General features: G+C 39.8%; 16 protein-coding genes. All 16 read left to right on the top strand.

What is annotated here, in order from left to right:
• Positions 1-44 precede the first annotated feature (44 nt).
• The 16 genes from OZX58_RS04795 (at position 45) to OZX58_RS04720 (ending at position 17,682) form a co-directional block, all read left to right on the top strand.
• Positions 45-440, top strand: a complete 396-nt coding sequence (locus tag OZX58_RS04795) for a hypothetical protein (protein WP_277140484.1) — start codon at positions 45-47, stop codon at positions 438-440.
• 151 nt (positions 441-591) lie between these two features.
• A complete protein-coding gene (rimP, locus tag OZX58_RS04790) occupies positions 592-1,065 on the top strand; it encodes a ribosome maturation factor RimP (RefSeq protein WP_277140483.1) in 474 nt (157 codons plus the stop codon).
• 17 nt (positions 1,066-1,082) lie between these two features.
• Positions 1,083-2,321, top strand: a complete 1,239-nt coding sequence (gene nusA, locus OZX58_RS04785) for a transcription termination factor NusA (RefSeq protein ID WP_277140482.1) — start codon at positions 1,083-1,085, stop codon at positions 2,319-2,321.
• Between the two features lie 18 nt (positions 2,322-2,339).
• Entirely contained in the window at positions 2,340-2,636 is a 297-nt protein-coding gene (locus OZX58_RS04780) for a YlxR family protein (protein ID WP_277129525.1), read from the top strand.
• 2 nt (positions 2,637-2,638) lie between these two features.
• Positions 2,639-2,950, top strand: coding sequence for a ribosomal L7Ae/L30e/S12e/Gadd45 family protein (locus OZX58_RS04775; protein ID WP_277129526.1), 312 nt, complete (start codon positions 2,639-2,641; stop codon positions 2,948-2,950).
• A gap of 4 nt (positions 2,951-2,954) precedes the next feature.
• Positions 2,955-5,609 carry a translation initiation factor IF-2 gene (gene infB / locus OZX58_RS04770; RefSeq protein ID WP_277140481.1) on the top strand — a complete coding sequence of 885 codons (2,655 nt, stop codon included), beginning with the start codon at positions 2,955-2,957 and terminating at the stop codon, positions 5,607-5,609.
• Positions 5,610-5,630: 21 nt separating this feature from the next.
• On the top strand, positions 5,631-5,993 hold the full coding sequence (locus OZX58_RS04765) for a ribosome-binding factor A (RefSeq protein ID WP_277129528.1): 363 nt from the start codon (positions 5,631-5,633) through the stop codon (positions 5,991-5,993).
• A 46-nt stretch (positions 5,994-6,039) separates the two neighbouring features.
• Positions 6,040-6,933: a tRNA pseudouridine(55) synthase TruB gene (truB, locus tag OZX58_RS04760; protein WP_277140480.1), complete on the top strand. Its 894-nt coding sequence runs from the start codon at positions 6,040-6,042 to the stop codon at positions 6,931-6,933.
• Positions 6,934-6,952: 19 nt separating this feature from the next.
• Positions 6,953-7,882, top strand: a complete 930-nt coding sequence (gene ribF / locus OZX58_RS04755) for a riboflavin biosynthesis protein RibF (RefSeq protein ID WP_277140479.1) — start codon at positions 6,953-6,955, stop codon at positions 7,880-7,882.
• A gap of 154 nt (positions 7,883-8,036) precedes the next feature.
• Positions 8,037-9,086, top strand: a complete 1,050-nt coding sequence (hrcA, locus tag OZX58_RS04750; protein ID WP_277141753.1) for a heat-inducible transcriptional repressor HrcA — start codon at positions 8,037-8,039, stop codon at positions 9,084-9,086.
• A 12-nt stretch (positions 9,087-9,098) separates the two neighbouring features.
• Complete coding sequence (gene grpE / locus OZX58_RS04745) at positions 9,099-9,689, top strand: nucleotide exchange factor GrpE (RefSeq protein ID WP_277140478.1); 591 nt, start codon at positions 9,099-9,101, stop codon at positions 9,687-9,689.
• A gap of 17 nt (positions 9,690-9,706) precedes the next feature.
• On the top strand, positions 9,707-11,560 hold the full coding sequence (gene dnaK / locus OZX58_RS04740; RefSeq protein WP_277129532.1) for a molecular chaperone DnaK: 1,854 nt from the start codon (positions 9,707-9,709) through the stop codon (positions 11,558-11,560).
• A gap of 81 nt (positions 11,561-11,641) precedes the next feature.
• Positions 11,642-12,787: a molecular chaperone DnaJ gene (gene dnaJ / locus OZX58_RS04735; protein ID WP_277129533.1), complete on the top strand. Its 1,146-nt coding sequence runs from the start codon at positions 11,642-11,644 to the stop codon at positions 12,785-12,787.
• Positions 12,788-12,914: 127 nt separating this feature from the next.
• Positions 12,915-14,753 (top strand): translation elongation factor 4, encoded by a 1,839-nt coding sequence (lepA, locus tag OZX58_RS04730; RefSeq protein WP_277129534.1) that lies wholly within the window; start codon positions 12,915-12,917, stop codon positions 14,751-14,753.
• A 23-nt stretch (positions 14,754-14,776) separates the two neighbouring features.
• A complete protein-coding gene (gene recJ / locus OZX58_RS04725; protein WP_277141751.1) occupies positions 14,777-17,053 on the top strand; it encodes a single-stranded-DNA-specific exonuclease RecJ in 2,277 nt (758 codons plus the stop codon).
• 101 nt (positions 17,054-17,154) lie between these two features.
• On the top strand, positions 17,155-17,682 hold the full coding sequence (locus OZX58_RS04720) for an adenine phosphoribosyltransferase (RefSeq protein ID WP_277129535.1): 528 nt from the start codon (positions 17,155-17,157) through the stop codon (positions 17,680-17,682).
• The last annotated feature ends 43 nt before the right edge of the window (positions 17,683-17,725 follow it).

Genomic DNA, 17,725 nt, shown 5'->3' with positions numbered 1-17,725 from the left:
AGCGCCTTTTTGCGTTAAGAGTAACTTTAAGGAGGTTGAAGAAAATGTTATCAATCAAAGAAGCAAAGCAGATTATCGATAATTTTGCTAATTCAAACAACAATACTCAAGCTTTAACGACTAAGCGGTCATTTTTTACAACCAAAAAGATTGCTAATCAGATTGCTTTTCCTAATCAAAAGCAGCATTGGCTGGATTATTTGACCAAAATAGAGCAGAAAGATGGACCTGAAAAAGATTTTAAATATGCTTATAACCACGTTCACTGTGCACCGATGCTGTGCTATTTGGCTAATCAATTGAATATTAAGACTGAAAAGGCCGAAAAAGACATTACCGACCAGCACTTGCAAATGATGAGCGAGGCCAAGAAGTTCCGCGATAATTATCTGCCGTACGCAGATGTCGAAGTAGCAATGAGTAGATTAATCAAGAATTAAATTTAACCTATCAAATAGGCGTTTATTGGCAATAATTTATTCTATTAATTGTGATTACTGCCAAAATATGATATAGTAAATAAGAAGTTCGGATAATTAATTCGAGTGAGCAGGTTTTTTTGCTCACTCTTTTTATTACGGAGGAAAATATTTGGCGAAAGTTACAGATCTTGTTCTTACAGAAATTGAACCGATAATTGCGCAGCGCAGCGATGAGTTGGTGGACATTGAATACGTAAAAGAAAAAGGCCAAAATTATTTAAGAATATATGTTGACCGTGAAAACGGAATTGATATGGATGAAATTGTTGGGCTTAGTGAACTAGTTTCAGCTAAACTTGATGAGATTACGCCTGATCCATTCCCAGAACCTTACGTTTTAGAAATATCTTCACCCGGTGTTGAGCGACCAATTAAGACGAAAAAGGATTGGCAAAAAGCACTTGATAATTATATTCACGTTGGTCTTTATCAGAAGGTTGATGGTGAAAAGAATTATGAAGGAACGCTCAAATCATTTACTGATGATGAAATCGAGTTAGAAATAAAGATTAAGACGAGACGGAAACGATTAACTATTCCCCGCAAGTTGATTGCAAATATCCGTTTTGCAATTGAATTTTAGAAAGGCTGATTAAACTTATGTCTAAAGAAATGCTAGAGGCGTTTGCTACTTTAGAGAAGACAAAAGGTATCAAGCAAGACGTTATTGTCGAAGCAATTAAGGCAGCTCTTGTTGCTGCTTATAAAAAGAACTATAATCAAGCACAAAATGTTGAAGTTGAATTTGATGAACGCAAGGGTAACTTCAAGTTATTAGCAGTTAAAACTGTTGTTGATGAGGTTCATGATGAACGACTTGAATATAGTTTAAAAGATGCTTTGAACATCAATAAGGCTTATGAAGTTGGCGATGAAATTCGTTTTGAAGTTGCACCAAAAGACTTTGGCCGAATTGCTGCGCAAACAGCTAAACAAGTTATTATGCAGCATTTACGTGAAGCAGAACGGAATCATATTATTGATGAATATTCACAATATGAGGATGAACTGATTACTGGTACAGTCGAAAGACGTGATAATCGCTTCGTTTATGTTAAAATTGGTAATGTTGAAGCCGTTATGCCGCATAATGACCAAATGCCTAACGAGACTTACAATCCTCAAGACCAAATTCGTGTCTTAGTAACCCATGTTGGTTCTGATTCTAAGGGTGCACAAATTACGGTTTCACGGACTGCTCCCAATATGGTCAAGCGTCTATTTGAGCAAGAAGTACCTGAGATTTTTGACGGTACCGTTGAAATTGTTTCAATTGCACGTGAAGCTGGTGATCGGACTAAGATTGCAGTGAAGTCAAACGATCCTAATATTGATCCTGTTGGTACTTGTGTTGGTCAACGCGGTGCCCGGGTTCAAAACGTGGTTAATGAACTTGACGGTGAAAACATCGACGTTGTTAAGTACGAAGAAGATCCGTCAGACTTTATTGCCAACGCATTAAATCCAGCTGAGGTAATTGCTGTTCAATTTGGCGATAATGAAGATGAGAAGAGTGCACTTGTAATTGTTCCTGATTATCAATTATCACTAGCAATTGGTAAAAAAGGTCAGAACGTTCGTTTAGCTGCGCGCTTAACTGGTTACAAGATTGATATTAGACCAGAGTCTGAAGTTGAATTCGTTGATGAAAGCAGTAAGGCTGCCAACGAAGACAATGAGGCAGCTGCAGAAGTTGAAGCTGACAATGCAACTGATGAAAATCTTGAAACTGAAGCTGTTGCAGAAGAAGTCGAAGCTACTGATGATAATTTAGAAGCTGATACTGCACAAGAGCAAGCAGATATTACTGAGTCTGAAGAAGAACCAGACGAAGAATAAGTCTAGGGGTGAGTTCTTTTGAAAAAAAGAAAAATTCCAATGCGGAAAGATCTATTAACTGATACGATGCAGCCGAAAAAAGAGCTGGTACGGATTGTGATTGACAAGGACAAGAACGTCGCAGTTGATCCTAGCGGTAAAAAGCCAGGTCGTGGTGCCTATGTATCATTAGATCCAAGTAAAATTAAATTTGCACAAGATAAAGGCGTCTTAGAGCGAAGTCTAGGGGCTAAAATACCAGATTCGTTTTATGAAGAGCTTTATTCCTATGTAGATCATCAAAAGGCAAGAAAAGAATTGTTTGGTGATAAATAGATTTGCAAAATAGACAAAAAGCATTAAATTTGCTGGGTCTGGCACAAAGAGCTGGAAAATTAGTTTCTGGGCTTGAAATTGTGCTAGTTGGCCTGAAAGCAAAGCAAATAAAGGTAGTTATTTTGGCTAATGATAGTCATGCCGATACAAGTGAGAAGATCACTAGAGCAGCTGAGCAGAATGACGTTCAAGTTATTACTGAATTTAGCAGCGATGAGATTTCACATACAATTGGTAAAGAACGTAAAGTATTGGGTTTAACCGATGCGGGTTTTTGCAAGGCATTAGTACAAAAGATTAATGAAGGAGTGTGATTGGATGGCTAAAAAAAGAATTTACGAAATTGCAAAAGAATTAGACATCGATAATAAAGTTGTGGTTAAAAAAGCAAAGGACCTCGGCTTTGATGTTACAAATCATATGTCATCACTAGAAGATTCACAAGTAAGTCAATTAAAGGGTAGTTTCCATAGCTCCGCTCCCGCTAAAAAGCAAGAGAAGACTGCTAAAAAGAGCAGTAAAATCAAAGTTTCTGTTAATTCCATTCGTAAAAATGAGAAAAAACAGGATGGCGAAACTAGTAATAAGACTAATAATCACCGCAAAGGCAACCGCCGTTCAAACAATCGCGATGATCGTAATCGTCATTCACAAGACCGTAATCAGGATCGCCGCTCAAATAATTCAAGTGCTCACTCTGCAAAGCCAGCAGCACAAGACTTGCTTAAGCAATTGAAGCAAAAGCAACGTGTTGAACAAAGCAGTTTAAACGAGCAAGCCGATCAGGCACGCAAGGCTTATCATGAGCATTTGCAAAATTCTAAGGCAACCACTGAAGCTAGTGATAAGGCAGCTGAAGTTAAACCAGCTGCTAAGGAAAAGGCAACTGAGACAAAAGTGATTGGTCCAAAGATTATTAAGCCTTCGCCAGCGCGAATGAAGAAGAATAATGAACCAGCTGCTAAACAAGAACATCCAGTAGCTGCTAATAATGCCGGTCCTGAACCAGTTAAAGAAGAAAAGCGTCGCGGTAATGGTTATACTTCACGTAATTCTGGTAAACCTGGCCGTAAGGGCAAAAACCAAACCTTTGGCGGCAATAATAACCATTCTGACCGTCAAGAAAGACGTAAGCGTAAGAATAAGCGTCGTCAAGTAGAGCAAACACCTAAAAAGCAGCCTACTCAGAGAAAAGAACGTCCATTACCAGAAACTTTGGTATACGAAGTTGGGATGAATGCGCAAGATTTAGGTAAAATTTTGCACCGTGAACCAGCAGAAATCGTTAAGAAATTATTTATGCTTGGTGTAATGACCAACCAAAACCAATCTCTTGATAAAGATGCGATTGAATTAGTCGCTGCTGAATACGGGATTAATGCAGAAGAAAAGGTTCACGAAGATATTTCAGATATTGATACTCTTTACAGCAAGCGGATGGATGCTTCTAAAGAATCAAAGAACCAAATTAAGCGTCCACCAGTTGTTACCATCATGGGACACGTTGACCATGGTAAAACCACCTTACTTGACCGTTTGCGTCATACTCATGTTTCAGCTCATGAAGCTGGTGGTATTACCCAGAAGATTGGTGCATACCAAGTTCATGTTGATGACCATTTGATTACCTTCTTGGATACTCCAGGACACGCTGCCTTTTCAAACATGCGTGAACGTGGTGCTGAAATAACTGATATTGTTGTCTTGGTTGTTGCTGCTGACGATGGTGTTATGCCGCAGACAATTGAGGCGATCGATCACGCTAAGAGCGCTAAGGTGCCAATCATTGTTGCAATTAACAAGATGGATGCACCAGGAGCCAACCCACAACACGTTACTGAACAGTTGATGAAATACAACTTGATTCCAGAAGACTATGGTGGCGACACAATCTTCGTTAACATTTCTGCCAAGACTGGCGACAATGTTGATGAATTATTGCAAATGATTTTGCTGCAAGCTGACATGATGGAATTAAAGGCTGATCCTAAGCAACAAGCAATTGGTACGGTTGTTGAAGCTCGTCTTTCTCGTGGTCGCGGTCCAGTTGCCGATTTACTGATCCAACAAGGTACCTTGCATACAGGTGATCCAATCGTTGTCGGTAACCGCTTTGGCCGTGTTCGGGTAATGACTAACGATCGTGGTCGACAAATTGAAAAGGCAACACCTTCAATGCCAGTTGAAATTACTGGGTTGAATGATGTGCCTGAATCTGCTGACAAGTTAGTTGTCTTTGATGATGAAAAGACGGCTCGTAGCGTCGGTGAACAAAGAGCTCAACAAGCATTGCAACAATCACGTGAAAATGTCCAACATATTACTTTAGATAACCTCTTTGATACAATGAAGAGAGAAAATATGAAGGAAGTTGACATTGTCTTAAAGGCTGATGTTCAAGGTTCTGCAGAAGCTCTGCAACAATCTCTTGAAAAGATTGAAGTTGAAGGTGTTCGGGTTAACATTATTCACTCAGGTGTTGGTGCCGTAAACGAATCAGACGTTACCTTGGCTGGTGCTTCTAACGGTTTCATCATTGGGTTCAATGTTCGTCCAACTGCAACTGCTAAGTCACAAGCTGAAGCTGATGGTGTTGATATTCGTCTTTACAGCATTATTTACAAGGCAATTGATGACGTGAAGGCCGCTATGCAAGGTATGCTGGAACCAACTTATGAAGATAAGGTTGTTGGTAACTTGACTGTTCGTGAAACTTGGAAAGTTTCTAAGGTTGGTACAATTGCCGGTTCGTTTGTTGATTCTGGTTATGTTACTCGCGACTCTAGTGTTAACTTAATTCGTGACGGTGTTGTAATTTACTCAGGTAAGGTTGCATCACTTAAGCGCTTTAAGGATGATACCAAGATCGTTAAGCAAGGATTTGATTGTGGTTTGACAATTGAAGGCTACAATGATATTAAGATTGGTGATCAGCTTGAAGCAATCGAGCAACAAGAGGTTAAGCCTAATTAGTAATTTTACTGGGAGGAAAGTATGAAGCACAGAATTGGTCGTGTTGAAGGAGAAATCCTCCGTGAATTAACCAAAATTTTGCGGAAAAACATTCGTGATCCGCGTGTCAATGATGTTACAATTACTGCGGTTGAATGTACTAATGATTTATCATATGCAACTATTTATTACAGTATTCTCTCTGATAATCCTAAGAAAGAAGAAGAAGCTGCTGCCGGCTTAGAAAAGGCTAAGGGAATGATGCGTCACTTGCTCGGGCAAATTTTGACGGTTTACAAAGTTCCTGAATTGATTTTTAAGCGCGACAACTCTGTTAAATATGGTAGTAAAATCGATAAGTTAATTGCTGATTTAAAAAAGCAAGAAGCAGATCGTAATAATTAAAAAGGGCGCCTTTGTGGCGCTTTTTTAATGAAGACAGGTTTAAAAAATGTTAAACGGAATTTTAGTAATTGATAAGGCTAAAGGAATGACGAGCGCTGATGTCGTGTATCATTTGCGTAAAGCCTTGCACATCAAAAAAATTGGACATGCTGGAACACTTGATCCCGATGTTACGGGAGTACTGCCAATTGCGATTGGTCAAGCAACTAAGCTGATTGAATTAATGCATACGCAAAACAAAAAGTATGAGGGTACTGGCATTTTGGGCTATGCTACTGATAGCTGTGATATTAGTGGTAAAACTCTAGCAACTAAAAATGTAACTGAACCAATTTCAGCAGATGTGATTAAGCAAGGGATGCAATCATTCATTGGTCGAATTGAGCAGGTACCACCGATTTACTCGGCAGTACGTGTTAACGGTAAGCACTTGTATGAATATGCACGTGCGGGAATTGAAGTTGAACGACCTAAAAGACAAGTTGACGTTCTAGCTTATAATTTAACGGGGCAACCAAGTTTTGATCCGGAAAAAGGCCAAGAAGAATTCAGCTTTGCAATTGAATGCAGTAAGGGGACTTACGTACGTTCATTAGTTAATGATTTGGGGCAAAAGCTGGGTGTTCCAGCTGTAATGAGTAATCTGCGCCGAACAGCAAGTTCAGGATTTGACATTAATCAGGCAGTTAGCTTGGATGAGATTGTTGCCGATCCGGAGAAAGCTGAGCAACTAATTCAGCCGATTGATGCCTTTTTCAAAAATTATCCGCAAGTTGATTTGACTACGGATCAGTGGCTAAAAGTGAAAAATGGCGCCGCGATTGCTTTAGAAACTGATGCAAATCAGGTTGCATTACGATACAATAATAAGGTTAAGGCAATTTATCAAAAGGATGCAGAAAAGTACCGTCCCGACTTGATGCTCTTGCAAAATGAATAGGTGAAATGAAGGTCTTATTGTGCAAATTATCCATTTAACTTATCCAGTTAAAGAAAATTTAATTCCAAGTAAAATTGTGTTAGCGTTAGGCTTTTTTGATGGTGTTCATCGCGGGCACCAGCATTTGATTGAATTAGCCCGTACGACTGCACGTGAGAAGCAATTGCCGCTTGTCGTAATGACATTTGATCGTCATCCAAAAGAAGTTTATCAAAAGTCGCAAGTTGTTTATATTGATAGTCTAGATGAAAAGGCTTATAAAATGGAACAATTAGGTGTAGATTACCTACTTGTGATGCATTTTAATACCGGTTTTAGTAAATTATCAGCACAGGAATTTGTCGATCAAATTATTGTTCGGCTCAAAGCGGATACTGTTGTTGCTGGCTTTGATTACACTTATGGTCCCAAAGATATTGCTAATATGAAGAATTTTCCTAAATTTGCTAAGGGTAGATTCAAGATTATTGATGTGCCAAAGCAAACTTATGATGGTCAAAAAATTGGTTCAACGGAAATTAGACGAGCAATTAGTAGCGGTGATATGAAGCTGGCGGCACAGCTTTTAGGTTCGCCGTATGTGATGTCTGGAATTGTTGGCCACGGCTTACGTAATGGTCACAAGCTGGGCTATCCAACTGCTAATTTGGTTTGGACTGAGAACAAGGTTTTACCTAAAGTGGGCGTTTATGCGACTAAAACAAACATTGGCGGCAAATGGTATGATTCTATGACCAGTGTTGGCTACAACGTTACTATTAATGAAGGTAAACGTATTTTTATTGAATCTAACCTGTTTGGCTTCGATCAAGAAGCATACGGGGAAAAGATGGTTATCAAATGGTACAAGTATACGCGAGGCGAAATCAAGTTTGCGAATCTTGCAGAATTAAAAAAACAAATGGCGCATGATGAAGCAGAGATAAAGGCTTACTTTGCTGATAAATAAAGACTTCCACCTACCTTAAAAAGTAGGTGGAAATTTTTAATTGCTGGAAAATGTAAATATTTTTAGCACTCGGCTTGACATTCTGCTAAATGCTAGTATCATAATAATTGTTAGCACAAAAGATATGAGAGTGCTAAAAGTGAGGGCGATATTTATGTTGACCGAGCGTCAAGAACTTATTTTAAAAACAATCATTAACGATTTTACACAGACTCATGATCCGGTAGGTTCAAAGACGGTGATGAGTCAGTTGCCGATTAAAGTATCGAGTGCAACAATCAGGAACGAAATGGCTGTTTTGGAAGATCGAGGGCTGATTGAAAAAACTCATTCCTCTAGTGGACGAGTTCCTTCTACTGAAGGCTATCGCTATTATCTCGATAACCTGGTTGAGCCGCTGCAGATTCCCGAATCTGTTTACACTAAGATTATTAATCAGCTTGACCGTCCATTTCATCAAGTAAACGAAATCGTTCAGGAAGCAGCTAGAATCTTATCCGATTTAACCAACTATACAGCTTTTGCGGAAGGGCCAGAAAGCCGCGATGTGACTGTAACGGGTTTTCGCATTGTGCCACTGGTTGGTCGGCAAGTAATGGCAATTTTGGTTACCAGTGATGGCAGCGTGCAGAATCAAGTTTATCACTTGCCACGCAATATTCATGGTGATGAAATTGAAAAAGCTGTTCGCATGATTAATGATGAACTGGTTGGTAAGAGCTTAGCTGAAATTACACCGGAGATGCTTAGTAAAGCCTTGGGTGAAAATGCCAACAGTAAGCATGCTAGTGAGCTGATTGAGTTAGTTGAAGATGTCATTAACGATGCTGCCAGCGAACAATTATATGTTGATGGTCAGATCAATTTGTTGAATAATTCTTCGACTAATGATGTTTCAGATATCCGTTCATTATATGAACTGGTTGACCACGATGATTTGCTTGCAAATCTTGAAGCCTATAAGCCAACTTCCAATTCAGGACGTTTTCCTGTTAGAGTTAGCTTAGGTTCAGAATTACCAAACGAGTTATTAAAGGATTACAGTCTGTTAACTGCAGAATATAGTGTTGGTTCGCATGGCAAAGGCATTATTGCCTTGCTGGGCCCAACTAATATGCCGTATTCACAAGTAATCGGCTTGCTTGAATATTTTAGAAATGAGCTTGCGAAAAAGTTGCTTGAATACTACGGCCGATTTAAATAAAGGAGGTTAGCTGTGAGTAAAAAAGATTTTCCTAGTGAAAAAGATTTAGATCAAACAAAAGTAACTGCTGAAAATTCAGAATCAGAAAATGAAACAAAAGAGCAGACTACTGAAGCTAACAAACAAGAAAAAACACCTGAGCAAAAGCTTCAAGAAGAATTAACTAAGGCGCAAGCTGATAGTAAAGATTTTGAAGATAAGTATTTGCGTAGTCAGGCAGAAATGCAGAATATGCAAGGCCGTTATAATAAAGAACGGGCTCAATTAATTAAGTACGAATCACAATCTTTAGCTAAGGACGTTTTGCCAGCAATGGATAATTTAGAGCGGGCTTTGGCTACTGAAGTTGATGATGAAGCATCGAAGCAACTAAAGAAGGGTGTGCAAATGACACTTGATTCTTTAGTTAAGGCCATGAAAGATCACGGGATTAGTGAAATTGAGGCTGAAGGTGTTAAATTTGATCCGACACTGCATCAAGCTGTACAAACAGTTGCAGCCAGCAGCGATGATCAAAAGGACCACGTTGTCCAAGTTTTACAAAAAGGATATCAATATAAAGACCGTACATTAAGACCAGCAATGGTTGTTGTTGCACAATAGTGAAAGGATGTTAATCAATGTCAAAAGTTATCGGAATCGACCTCGGAACGACTAACTCAGCAGTTGCCGTTCTTGAAGGAAAAGAACCAAAAATTATTACTAACCCAGAAGGTAACCGGACTACACCATCAGTAGTTGCTTTTAAAGATGGTGAAATTCAAGTTGGTGAAGTTGCCAAGCGGCAAGCAATCACTAACCCAAATACTGTCATTTCAATTAAGCGTCACATGGGTGAAGCAGATTACAAAGTTAAGATTGGTGACAAGTCCTACACTCCTCAAGAAATTTCAGCAATGATTTTGCAATACATTAAGAAATTCTCTGAAGATTACTTAGGCGAAAAGGTTACTGACGCTGTTGTTACTGTTCCTGCATACTTCAACGACGCACAACGTCAAGCTACTAAAGATGCTGGTAAGATTGCTGGTTTAGACATTAAGCGGATTATCAACGAACCTACTGCTTCTTCACTTGCTTACGGTCTTGATAAAGATGCTGAAGATGAAAAAGTCTTAGTTTACGACCTTGGTGGTGGTACTTTCGACGTTTCCGTATTGCAATTAGGTGACGGTGTCTTCCAGGTATTGTCAACTAACGGTGATACTCACCTTGGTGGTGACGACTTTGATAACAAGATCATGGATTGGCTCATCCAAAACTTCAAGGATGAAAATGGTGTTGACTTATCTAAAGACAAGATGGCTTTACAACGGTTAAAGGATGCTGCTGAAAAGGCTAAGAAAGACTTGTCTGGTGTATCATCAACTCACATTTCCTTACCGTTCATTTCTGCTGGTGAAGCTGGACCTTTGCACCTTGAAACTGACTTAACTCGTGCTAAGTTTGACGAATTAACCAGTGACTTGGTTGACCGTACTAAGGTTGCTTTTGACAATGCCTTAAAGGATGCTGATTTAACAGTTAGCGACATTGATAAAGTTATCTTAAACGGTGGTTCAACAAGAATTCCTGCTGTTCAAGAAGCTGTTAAGAAGTGGGCTGGCAAGGAACCTGACCACTCAATCAACCCTGATGAAGCCGTTGCCTTAGGTGCTGCCATTCAAGGTGGGGTTATCTCTGGTGATGTTAAGGACGTTGTCTTGCTTGATGTTACGCCATTATCTCTTGGTATTGAAACCATGGGTGGTGTCTTCACTAAGTTAATTGAAAAGAACACAACTATCCCAACTTCTAAGAGTCAAATCTTTTCAACTGCCGCAGATAATCAACCAGCCGTTGACGTTCATGTTTTGCAAGGTGAACGCCCAATGGCTCAAGACGACAAGACTTTAGGTCGTTTTGAATTAACTGATATTCCTGCTGCACCTCGTGGTGTCCCACAAATTCAAGTTACATTTGATATTGACAAGAACGGTATTGTTAATGTTTCTGCTAAGGATATGGGTACTGGTAAGGAACAAAAGATTACCATCAAGAGTTCATCCGGTCTTTCTGATGAAGAAATCAAGAAGATGCAAAAAGAAGCCGAAGAACATGCCGAAGAGGACAAGAAGAAGAAGGAAGAAGTTGACTTACGTAATGAAGTTGACCAATTGATCTTCTCAACTGAAAAGACCTTAAAGGAAGTTAAGGATAACGACAAGATTTCCGAAGACGACACCAAGAAGGTTCAAGATGCCCTTGATGCTTTGAAGAAGGCGCAACAAGACAATAACTTAGATGAAATGAAGTCCAAGAAGGATGAATTAACTAAGGTTGCTCAAGATTTAGCTGTTAAATTGTACCAAGCTAATGGTGGCGCTGACGCAGCTGGCCAAGCTGGTCCACAGAACCCAGGTTCACAAGACGGCAATGCTAGTGATGGTTCTGCAACTGACGGCGAATTCCACAAAGTAGACCCAGACAAGTAAAGGGTTTATAATTGAATAAATTAGAAAAGAACTGCCACAAAAGTAGTTCTTTTCTTTTGGAAAGTGAGGAGCTTTTAATAGATGGCACAAGAAGACTATTATAATGTGCTAGGCGTTGATCGTAATGCCAGTGATAAAGAAATTAACTCTGCTTACCGTAAATTAGCTAAGAAGTATCACCCAGACTTAAATCATGAAGCTGGAGCTGAAGAAAAGTATAAAGAAGTCAACGAGGCCTATGAGGTTTTGCATGATAAGCAAAAACGGGCTCAGTATGACCAATTTGGTTCTGCCGGTGTTAATGGCCAAGGCGGCTTTGGCGGCGGTGCTGGTCAAGGTTACGGCGACTTTAGCGGTTTTGGTGATTTTGGCGATATTTTCAATGATTTCTTTGGCGGTGGCGGCGGTAGTAGCCAGGCTCAAGCCAATCCGACTGCTCCAAAGCGTGGTCAAGACCTAGACTACACATTAACAATTGATTTTATGGATGCAATTACGGGTAAAAAGACGCAAGTTTCTTATACTCGCAGTGAAACTTGTTCTACTTGTCAAGGAACTGGTGCTGAAAAGGGCACGCACCCAATTACCTGTGATAAGTGTCATGGTTCTGGTTATATGACTGTGACCCAAAAGTCGATGCTCGGAATGATTCGTCGTCAGACAGTCTGTGATAAGTGTCATGGTAAGGGTGTCATTATTGAACACCCATGTCAAACCTGTCATGGTAACGGAACTGTCGATGGTAAAAATACTATTGAAGTTAATATTCCTGCTGGTATTGATAATGGCCAACAGTTACGTTATGACGGTCAAGGTGAAGCCGGTAAAAACGGTGGACCTTACGGTGACTTGTACATTAGTTACCGGATTAAGCCATCCAAAGACTTTGAACGTAGTGGCAATACAATTTATACCACAGTACCAATTTCGTTTGCGCAAGCAACTTTGGGAGATGAGATTGATATTAAGACGGTTCACGGTAAGAGTAAGCTGAAGATTCCTGCTGGTACGCAACCGAATAAGAAATTTACGTTGCGCGGCGAAGGTGTCCCATATTTGCGCGGTAATGGCAATGGTGACCAAATAACAACCGTTCAAGTGCAAATTCCAGAGTCAATTAACGACAAGCAAAAAGAAGCATTGGTTGACTTTGTCAAGGCTGGTGGTGGTTCAATTACCCCACAAGAGAAAGGCTTTTTTGAACGCTTAAAAGAAAAATTGAAGTAATTAGTTAAGAATCCTATATTTTAGGATTCTTTTTCTTTTAAAAATTAGTGGAGCCCCTAATTAATTTCAACTGCCCTTACGAATTTGCTATAATAGTAGAGATAGAATTAAAGGGTGCAAATAATTTATGGACATAAAAAAATTACAAGATTATCAAAAACACATTCGCAACTTTTCAATTGTTGCCCATATCGATCATGGTAAGTCAACAATTGCTGACCGTATTTTGGAACTGACCGATACGGTTTCAGAGCGACAACTAAAAAACCAAATGCTTGATGACATGCCTTTAGAGCGGCAACGTGGGATTACCATCAAGATGAACTCAGTAGAAGTTAAATATCACGCACAAGATGGTGAAGACTATATTTTCCACCTAATTGATACCCCGGGACACGTTGACTTTTCGTATGAAGTGTCACGGTCACTTGCGGCCTGTGAAGGGGCATTGTTAGTTGTTGATGCTTCACAAGGAGTTCAGGCCCAGACTTTAGCCAATACTTATTTGGCAATCGACAATGATTTAGAAATCCTTCCAGTAATCAATAAGATTGATTTGCCATCAGCTGATCCAGAACAAGCTAAGGAAGAAATTGGCGAAATGCTTGGCCTTGATGCTTCAGATGCTGCTGAAGTTTCCGGTAAAACAGGTCAGGGGATAGCTGACATGCTTGAAAAGGTGGTTAAGGAAATCCCGGCACCAGCTGGCGACTTAACAGCACCGTTAAAGGCTTTGATTTTTGATTCAAAGTATGACGATTATCGCGGTGTTGTACTGTCTGTTCGCGTTGAGGAAGGGACAGTCAAGCCGGGCGATCAAATTGAAATCATGAACACTGGCAAAAAGTACGAAGTAACCGAAGTTGGGGTTACTAGTCCGCAGCCGGTTAAGAAAGATATTTTAATTGCTGGGGATGTTGGTTACTTAACGGCTAATATTAAATCGGTTCGAGAAACGCGAGTTGGGGATACCATTACTTCGGCAGAACAGCCAACTGCAGAACCGTTACCGGGTTATCGGCAAATTCCACCAATGGTTTATTCAGGGATGTATCCCGTTGATAATGCCAAATATGACGACTTAAAAGAAGCCTTGCAAAAATTACAGTTAAATGATGCTGCTTTGGAATTTGAACCAGAAACTTCAACAGCACTGGGATTTGGCTTTCGCTGTGGCTTTTTAGGATTACTGCACATGGATGTCGTTCAGGAACGGTTAGAACAAGAATTTGATCTTGACTTAATAATGACAGCACCATCAGTTGACTACCATGCAATTATGAATGACGGCTCAACTAAGGTAATTGATAACCCATCTGATTTGCCATCTGCTGGTGAATATCGGGAAGTTCAAGAACCTTATGTTAAGGCTGAAGTAATGGTTCCTAATGACTTCGTTGGACCAGTGATGGAGTTATGCCAGCGTAAGCGCGGTGAGTTTGTGACGATGGATTATTTGGATAAGTATCGCGTAAACGTAATTTACAACATGCCGCTTGCGGAAATCATTTACGATTTTTTTGATGATTTAAAGTCCTCAACCAAGGGTTATGCCTCACTTGATTATGAAATTACCGGCTATCGTGCAACTGACTTAGTTAAAATCGATATTTTACTTAATAAGCAGGCAATTGATGCGCTGAGTTTCATTGCTCACCGTGATGAAGCGCAAAAGCGGGCACGGCAAATGACCTCAATGCTCAAGAAATTAATTCCGCGGCAAAACTTCGAAGTTGATATTCAAGGTGCGATTGGTGCAAAAATTATTTCGCGGGCGACTGTCAAGCCATATCGTAAAGATGTTACTTGGAAAATTCATACGGGTGACCCAGATCGTCGTGCTAAACTGCTCGAAAAGCAAAAGCGTGGTAAAAAACGAATGAAGGCTGTTGGCCGCGTTGAAGTGCCACAAGACGCATTTATGGCTGTTTTGAAGATGAACGATGACGATTTAAATTCAAAGTAAAATATTGAGGAGAAAACTTAATGATTGAGTGGAAACAACGTTCCGCTGAGGAGTTGCCTTCTGAGTTAATTGAAAAATATCAACTTAGCCCAATTACGGCTAAGTTGTTTTCTTTACGTGGAATTAATACTGATGAGCAATTAGCTTTTTGGTTTAATGCTACTGAAGAAGATCTGGCTGACCCTAATTTAATGCATGACATGGATAAGACTGTTGACCGGATTACTGAAGCAGTTGAGCAGGGTGAAAAGATAACAATTTACGGCGATTACGATGCCGATGGCATCACGGCGACAACGATTATGATGGAAACATTAGCAATCTTGGGTGCTGATGTACATTACTTTATTCCTGATCGTTTTCGTGATGGTTATGGCCCTAATCTTGAGGCTTACCAAAAGATTGTTGCCGACGGTACGCAGCTGATTATTACGGTAGATAATGGGGTAACTGGCGTTAAGGAAGTTGCTTACGCTCAAGAACACGGCGTTGATACAATTATTACGGATCACCACACTTTTCAAGAAGAAGTCCCAGATGCTTATGCAATCGTGCACTGTAATTATCCGGGGCAAGAATATCCGTTCGATGACTATTGTGGTGCTGGTGTTGCTTACACAATTTGTCGCGAATTAATGCAAGAACCAATGTCTGACTTGTTAGATCTTACCATGATTGGCACGATTGGCGACATGGTTAAGGTTTCGGGTGAAGGGCATATTATTGTCAAACGCGGTTTAGCAGCACTTAACCAAACGCAGCGTCCGGGTTTGCGAGCTTTAATTAAAAATGCTGGCTTAAAGTTAGGTTCAATTGATGAAACTGACGTTGGTTTCAATATTGCTCCAAGATTAAATGCTGTTGGCCGACTTGCTAATGCTAGTTTAGCCGTTGAATTACTACTTTCTGATGATGAAGAACAAGCAAGACAGTTGGCCGATCAAGTTGAAGAACTAAATGATAGGCGCAAGGAACTAACGACAGCAGTTTATCAATCATGCATTGAACAAATTAAGATTAATGGCTGGCAAACGAAGAATACTCTAGTAATTTATGATCCTGAATTTCACGAGGGTGTGCTTGGTTTAGTAGCTAATAAAGTTGTTGAAAAATTCCATAAACCGACAATTGTTTTAACTAAAAATGAAGCTGGTATTGTTAAAGGGTCAGGTCGGTCTATTTCAGGATTTAACTTATTTGACGCATTATCGCCGCTAAAAGAGGAACTGTTAACGCAATTTGGCGGGCATGATTTTGCTTGTGGGTTATCGACGACTGCTGACAAAGTTGATGCACTGCGGGATGCTTTTGAAGCTAGTTTTAAGGGCGCGCCTAATTTGGCAGTAAACCAGTATGACTTTGAATTGCCGTTAGCTAAGTTGACAACTGACACGGTAGCTGAGATTAACATTGCTGGTCCCTTTGGTACAGACAATGTTAAGCCAACTTTTAGTATTACTCATGCAAGAATTAATAATTTTGATTTTATGGGCAAAGACAAGACCCATATTCGTTTTCAAGCAGTAAAAGATGGCGGTAAGTTAGATGTTGTTGGCTTTAACAAAGAATACATTACACGTAATCTGCTGCCGTTTGTTGACCAGATTTTTATTCAGTTGGGGCTTAATACGTACCGCAAGCAAACAAAATTGCAGGGAATTATTGATGGTATTATCTTTAAGGCACCTCAGTTAGCTGTCTCAGCTCCTGTAGTTGATTTACGGCAAGAAAAGTACGTAATGGGCTTTGCTGACCGTTACTTGTTGTTTGATGCTAAAAATCAGCCGGTTGCTGCCAATAGTCTCGGAATAAATCCTGATAAAATTACTTTGGTAAGTGACTATCATGGCGATGGTGAGGTTGCAGCTTTAATTGATGTGCCGCATAACCAAGCAGAACTGAATTTGGCCTTAAATAGTGATTATCAGCAGTTATACTTGCGCTTTTTGTTGGATCAGCTGCCAGTTGAGAGTATTCCTGCCAAGGATAATTTTGCTCGCGTTTTGAAGTATGTTTATGCCCATCCGGATTTGTCGCCGGCAGATTATCGTCAGGTAGCACCATTTTTAGGATTGGATTATAATAGTTTGTTGTTTATTTTACGGGTTTTCTTTGAACTTAACTTTGTTCAGCTGCAAGATAATCAGATTGTTGGGGTACCTAATCCTACCAAAAAGCCATTGTCTGCATCTAAGTACTTTACCGCGGTGACTTCACAAATTACTTTTGCTAGTGAATTAAGACAAATGCCGACTAATAAATTATTAATGTATGTTAATCAGCAGCTGAAAAAGCACTAACAGCAAGTTTTTTTAGTGCTTTTTATGGTTAAATCTGTTAGAATATGTAAGTTAAATTGTGCTTTAAGAAAGCAAATGAAGTTTTGGAGGTTTTTCTTCTTATGGCAAACATTTTTGAAGAACGAATTGCAAGTGTTAATGATTTTCCAAATGAGGGAATTGTCTTTCGGGATATTACTCCGATTTTGCAGGATGGTGAATTATTCCAGACAGCTACTCATAAGCTTGCAGAATATGCTAAGAGCAGAAAGGCAGATGTGATTGTCGGCCCTGAAGCTCGGGGATTTATTGTGGGATGCCCTGTTGCCACTGAATTAGGCTTAGGCTTTGTTCCCGCAAGAAAGCCGCATAAGTTGCCAAGAGAAGTAGAACGGGCCTCATACGATTTGGAATATGGCTCTAACGTCTTGGAAATGCACAAGGATGCAATTAAGCCAGGACAACGAGTAGTTATCTGTGATGATCTACTTGCAACTGCTGGAACATTGCGTGCTTGCAAGCAATTAATTGAAAATTTAGGTGGTATCTTAGTTGGTGCCGCATTTTACATTGAATTACCTGATTTAAAGGGTAAGGAAAAGTTACCGGGACTTGATATTTATTCACTTGTTCAATATCACGGTGCTTAATTCAAAACAGTTTTCTTTAAAAAAGAAAACTGTTTTTTTATTA

Origin of the sequence: Lactobacillus sp. ESL0680 (assembly GCF_029392855.1) — a bacterium.
GTDB lineage: Bacteria > Bacillota > Bacilli > Lactobacillales > Lactobacillaceae > Lactobacillus.
Note: the sequence above shows the minus strand (reverse complement) of the source record. Positions and strands in the feature narration are given on the sequence as shown.